The organism is Noviherbaspirillum album, assembly GCF_035916955.1.
GTDB lineage: Bacteria > Pseudomonadota > Gammaproteobacteria > Burkholderiales > Burkholderiaceae_D > Noviherbaspirillum > Noviherbaspirillum album.
On sequence record NZ_JAWIIV010000092.1, the window covers coordinates 1 to 4,208 of the forward strand.

The window sequence follows — 4,208 nt, forward strand, 5'->3', positions numbered from 1 at the left end:
ATCCACCGGAACAGCAAAAACTCGCCGCCTGACGCCGCTATCCTTCAAGCCGCCATACACCAGTCTTGACACTAGCTCTGTTCAATTGAACTGTAATCGTACACCTTTTGAGATAACACATCTCCGCAGGCATCTGAAAAGTGTGTCTCCCATTCGCTTAAAAAATACCTGATTTCGTTCCAATCGCTCCATCCTTTGTCTCCAATAAACCTCGCATGGGCCTTATCTATGAAACGAGTCGCGTTAAAGGCACCTTCAAACTCACCATCTTCATCATATGACTCAATGTACTCATTTATGTCGTCAACAATCTCAGGGAATGAATACCCTGTTTCATTATAAAAGATGTACCAGCCATGATCTCCGAAATATGTTTTTGATGGATGGTTTGCATAGTTGTCGCACAATCCATAGACAATGAAAATGAAGCGTTCTATTGCCTTAAGAAGCGACGCTAATGTCTCAATGTTTTCCGTTGTATTGGGGTCTGATAGGCGATTAAGGGACCCAAGAATGAGCGGTTTAAAATGACGCATTCCTAGTCGATTAAGCCTTAGTAACCAATCAACCACTTCTTTTGAAGCAGGAAAAGGCGATGTGGAAACAATGTTAATGCAAGAGTGTTGGAACGCCCATAATTCAGAAGATATACGGATGTTTTCCACATACTCTTCTAACTCGTTTAACGCCAGCGGTTCCTCATGTGTTGATCGGAGGCGGTCAGTTGAGAATTGTTGTTTGAAGAGAACTTCGTCTAACGCTTCTTTTTCTCTACGCAAGGCACCGAAGTACATAATAGTATGTTGCTGTAGGAAGTCATCCTCATCCAAAGGTTTGGATCCGCTACCAAACCAATCAAAGGCACTGCCCCATACAGAATCGATATTCTCCCTTAAAGCTTGTGTCTGTAATTGCAGTTGAGGCTTGTCCTGCCCTATCAGTTCTGTTAGATAAATAAGCCTATTTTTTAGAACTTCAAACTTTGTCAACCGCTTGCCTCGATAATTAATAGATTCGAACATCGCGCATACGTCAAACGAACTTTCAACGTAATGAATGTCAAATACAAATTGCTGAGTTAGGCGAACAAAAAGGCTGTCTATTTCTTCCTGAGTCAAAGTGGTGATTTTTTTGTTGAGAAATTCACTAGCCTCTAGCAAGTTCATTTCATATACATTACGTGGAGATATCTTCTGCGCTTTTTCGAACTTGTTTTCTTGGAAGTCGTTTTGAATTAAAGTCCGTAGAAAATTCATTTTGACAGCAGAGTCATAACCAAAAATTTCAATTCTTTCATTGCCAAGCGAGGCTGATAGATATGTATGAACAATGATCGGTAACGGTTGCCCAGCAACGGTACCATTAGAACGCGCTACTAGCTTGTTGAGTAGAAGATAGGACGTTGTGAGCCTTTGCTGGCCGTCAACTAAATGATAAACGCTGTGAGGGGCATTCTCAGGAAAATTCAAAGGCCCTCGTGTGACTGGTCGCAAAGTAAGCATGCCTGTATAGTGCTTTTGCCGAGGTCCTAACCAGTTCAAATCTTTCCAAAAGTCTTCTAATTGTGGTTTTTCCCAGGCGTAACCTCGTTGGTAATCGGGGATACGGAACATCTTGTTGTTAAATATCTGGGCCAGTGTTTCCATTCACATACTCCAATTGTTATATTCTGTGATATTGCGTATTTGCAACTCTGTTTATTTTGGTCATGCTCCAACTCTACAGCCCGTTCAAAGCCTACAATACTGATTTGGATTCAGGTCGATACAGCTTGTCCTTAATTGTTGTCGAGAGTGTCTAAGTATCCAAAGAAGTGCGCATCTGTTTAAGCATAATAACAGTACGTTGGGAGACGCAAGTCCGATTGTCGAGGCGTTCCATTCTGGAACTTGCCAACGCAATCCACGAAACGCAGCTCCACTGAAATATCATCTTCCGAAATTTAACTGTTGTAATTTAGCTTAACTGGTGCTAACGCGCTGAGTATTACCAATTGGATGTCTGCGGCTCCTAGAAAATCTCAATTGACAGTAGGTTAGGCACTTCTCGTCCCGAATTCATCTGTATTTACGACATAAATTTTTTTCTTTACAAGCACGCGAGGCAAAGTATCTTAGACCATCCCCACATTACACGAACCGTTGGTGGCAACGTGGCGAAATAATATCCTCCTCACCATCGTTGCGACTCATCATCGAAGTACTTCGCCAACCCGATAAAACGGTCCCTTGCATTGCCCGACCGGGGCGCTTTTCAACTAAAGTAGCCAGCATTCGTATCGATATGTAATAGGAGTCTAGCGATTGCAAAAACTTCGAATGGCGAAGCAACAAGTCTTGAGCACTGCTGTCAATGGGCTTGCAATGTAGAACATGTCTCTACCGGCGCATTGATCTAATAGTACGTAGATGTACCCTTGGTCCTTGGAATGATTTAGATTGGCACGGCATCTGGGACGTCATAGATTTCGTCTGTAATCTCACTTAGAAGTCGATGGTCCAGCAGTACTTGCATGATTGTCTTAGCCGTTTGGTCACAAGCAATGATTTGGTTTGTAGTTCGGTCAAAATTCAGTGCCCATCCTCTCCTCTGGCTCACGACCTGAAGGTTCGGCAGGAAATTAGGACGTGAGTAGATACCCTTTTGCTCAACTACTGCCATTCGGCGCAATTGGATAGAATTTGTTCCTACGTAAGTTATTAAGGGCTGCATATCAGTGAACAGCGCCGAAAAATCCGGTTTTTGGCGCAAACTAGCGAAGGCCTGAGCGTATGCGGCTTTATACTCCATTGTGGCCTCAAAGTTGCGCTTTCCCGAAATAAAGATTGACGAGTCCAAGCAATAGAAATCAAAGTTTTTTTCGATTGAAAATCCATTATCCTCCGCTGCAGCTAGCTCGCCATTCCGAAAAATCATGTTGATGTATTTTTTCGGGTATGCCGTCTTCCAAGATGCAGTGGAACGCTTAACTGCGTAAACTGTATGCGCGCCATGGATGAACTTCACAACGTATCCCTCTGCTCCCTTTAAATCCTTTATGTCCCGTGCAGGATGCTCTGGCTCCGGTCGATCAACCTGTGCTTTTAGCAAATGAAAGTTACACTCACTAACAGCAGTAGCAAGACAACTGTTGTCATTTGTTTCAGCAAGATAGCTATATTGAGAACATTCCGTTAATCGGACCATTTCATCCCGCACGATTGTTTTCAACAGGGCATTTAAGGCCGGATCTGTACGCACAAAGAAGGCTGTGAACTTGCGTGCCGCAGCACTTTTTTTGAATATCCACAGATGGACGGTACTCTGCGTGTAATCAAATGCTTTGAGAGAATTAAAATTTGCCTGCATAATCAGTCCCTAACAATGTAGAAATCTTGAACGGTTTCGCCCTTCTGAGGACCGGGCGTTAAATTTCCTTGCTTCAGTATTCGAACTTCGCGCGTGTTTCCATTAATTAAAATCGTCGCCTCGTGCAGTCGCCACTTAAACATGAGTAGCAGCGGATTCATAAGAATTTGACCCGACTTATAGGTAATCGCGAACATCCAAAGCAGAAAGACTGCGAAGCCGAGTAACTTCTGTGGTTCGTTATAACTTATGCCCATAAATGAAACAACATATGGAAACGTATAGTTAATCAGCTCGTTCGGAATCGCTTTCGCTTGGACCACTTCAATCTGGAAAGGGTAAGAAAGTTTTTTGAACGAGACATTGGCCATTAGCACTGATAAGCCTGTAACAGCTAGAAAGGTCAATGCATACACAGGCTTTTCGAAAGGGACATACGAGCAACTGTCTACTTTTATGTCAGCAATGGAGCAGATCGGCCGAGACCACCAATCTTTAGGAATATCCTGAACGGCAAGGATAATAGCCAGCGGAAGATATGATCCAATGAAAATTAGGAATCCTGATATCAATCGAAACTGCAATGGGGAATCCTCAACAAGGGTTAATAAAACTTTCCAAAATGAAACATTATAGAGGTTCTGCCAGCTATGGCGTATCCCATAAACTTGGTATGGTTGTACGTATAGCGGTGGCACCAAGCTGTAGTTGAGCTACCGCACTTTTCACACAAAAAAAGTGCGCTTTTGGTCGGAGAGCCCCTCAAAATCAGTGGCTTATGGTAAGCGCCTAGCCATCTCACCTTGACGGGATACCGAATCTACGAACAGAAGTTTACGCGGGCGTCCAGCGATGCGGCA

At 43.4% G+C, this 4,208-nt stretch carries 3 protein-coding genes; all 3 read right to left on the reverse strand.

What is annotated here, in order from left to right; all coding sequences use genetic code 11:
* Positions 1–71 precede the first annotated feature (71 nt).
* Positions 72–1,646, reverse strand: a complete 1,575-nt coding sequence (locus tag RY831_RS32700; protein ID WP_326510455.1) for a DUF262 domain-containing protein — start codon at positions 1,644–1,646, stop codon at positions 72–74.
* 787 nt (positions 1,647–2,433) lie between these two features.
* Positions 2,434–3,348 (reverse strand): DUF4868 domain-containing protein, encoded by a 915-nt coding sequence (locus RY831_RS32705; protein WP_326510456.1) that lies wholly within the window; start codon positions 3,346–3,348, stop codon positions 2,434–2,436.
* Between the two features lie 2 nt (positions 3,349–3,350).
* Positions 3,351–3,932, reverse strand: coding sequence for a KwaA family protein (locus RY831_RS32710; RefSeq protein WP_326510457.1), 582 nt, complete (start codon positions 3,930–3,932; stop codon positions 3,351–3,353).
* Between the last annotated feature and the right edge of the window lie 276 nt (positions 3,933–4,208).